The organism is Bacillus sp. JJ1474 (assembly GCF_036965225.1).
In the GTDB taxonomy this organism is placed as follows: Bacteria; Bacillota; Bacilli; order Bacillales; family Cytobacillaceae; genus Cytobacillus.
This window is the reverse complement of the sequence record NZ_JBALPC010000125.1, coordinates 14,388-16,028: the sequence shown is the minus strand read 5'-3', so window position 1 is coordinate 16,028 and position 1,641 is coordinate 14,388. Positions and strand designations below refer to the sequence as shown.

1 protein-coding gene is annotated in these 1,641 nt (G+C 37.0%); it reads left to right on the top strand.

What is annotated here, in order from left to right:
* Positions 1-137: 137 nt before the first annotated feature.
* Positions 138-1,553 carry an aspartate ammonia-lyase gene (aspA, locus tag V7164_RS16000; protein ID WP_438823965.1) on the top strand — a complete coding sequence of 472 codons (1,416 nt, stop codon included), beginning with the start codon at positions 138-140 and terminating at the stop codon, positions 1,551-1,553.
* Positions 1,554-1,641 lie beyond the last annotated feature (88 nt).

Sequence of the window (1,641 nt, the reverse complement as noted above, 5' to 3'; positions counted from 1 at the left end):
AAAGTTATTCTAATATTTGAACAATTATCCTTTATAAAAAACTAACAGAAAATCTTAAGGAATAGTAGTATACTAAATCTAAGGGGAGTGGACAACTTCTCTTTCATCAATAATTGGTTGATTAGGAGATGTTATTTGTGAGTACATATCGTGTAGAAAAGGATTTCTTGGGAGAAAAGCATGTTCCGATTGAGGCTTATTATGGCATACAAACATTAAGAGCTGTTGAGAATTTTCCCATTACAGGATATAAATTAGACAAAGATTTAATTATTGCGATGGCAATTGTAAAAAAAGCTGCTGCGCTTGCAAACTCAAGTATCGGGCGTTTATATAAAGGAAAAGCGGAGGCTATCTGCAAAGCAGCAGATGAAATTATTTCAGGGAAATGGCATGATCACTTTATTGTGGATCCGATCCAAGGCGGAGCGGGAACATCCATTAATATGAATACGAATGAAGTCATCGCAAATAGAGGATTAGAGTTCTTGGAGAAGGAAAAGGGTGAATATTTTCATTTGAATCCAAATATTGATGTTAATATGGCCCAATCTACAAACGATGCTTTTCCAACAGCAATTCATCTTGCTGTTTATAGAGCACTAGAAACATTATTAAATACTATGAATGAAATGAAGGAAGCTTTTAATCAAAAAGCTATCGAATTTGATTCGGTTATTAAGATGGGAAGAACTCATTTACAGGATGCAGTTCCAATTCGTCTAGGGCAGGAATTCAGGGCTTATACAAATGTGATTGAACGTGATATTAAGAGAATTGAAAGATCAATGGAAGCTTTATTAGAGGTAAATATGGGAGCAACTGCTGTAGGAACAGGGCTCAATGCCGATCCTCTTTATATTGAAAAGGTTGTCCAGTATTTAGCTGAGATATCTGGCATCCCTGTGAAACCAGCCGGTAATCTTGTTGACGCTACACAAAATACGGATACATATACAGAAGTCTCATCTGCCCTTAAAATTTGTATGGTGAATATGTCAAAAATCGCCAATGACCTCCGCTTAATGGCTTCTGGGCCTAGAGCAGGCTTGTATGAAATTAACTTGCCTTCACGTCAGCCTGGTTCATCTATTATGCCAGGAAAAGTTAATCCAGTTATGCCGGAAGTTATTAACCAAATTGCTTTCCAAGTAATTGGCAATGACCATACGATATCTCTTGCGTCTGAGGCGGGACAATTTGAGCTGAATGTTATGGAGCCGGTATTATTATTTAATTTACTGCAATCCATTTCAATCATGAATAATGGCTTCCGCGTATTTACTGACTTCTGTGTGTCTGGTATAACGGCCAATGCTGACCGCCTTAAAGAGTATGTGGAAAAAAGCGTAGGTTTATTAACTGCTGTCAATCCGCATATCGGGTATAATGTCGCTTCTGAAATTGCCAGAGAATCAATCGTAAATGGGAAATCCATTCGTGAATTATGCTTGCAATATGATGTGCTAAGTGAAGAAGAATTAGATCTGATTCTAGACCCATACGAAATGACAAAGCCTGGAATATCGGGTGCATCTTTACTTGATAAGTAAGGTTATCGCCCATATAATGAAATTAATTTATAGACAAAAATACCGGTAAGATTATCGGTATTTTTGTCCATTTATCGCAGATTAACGG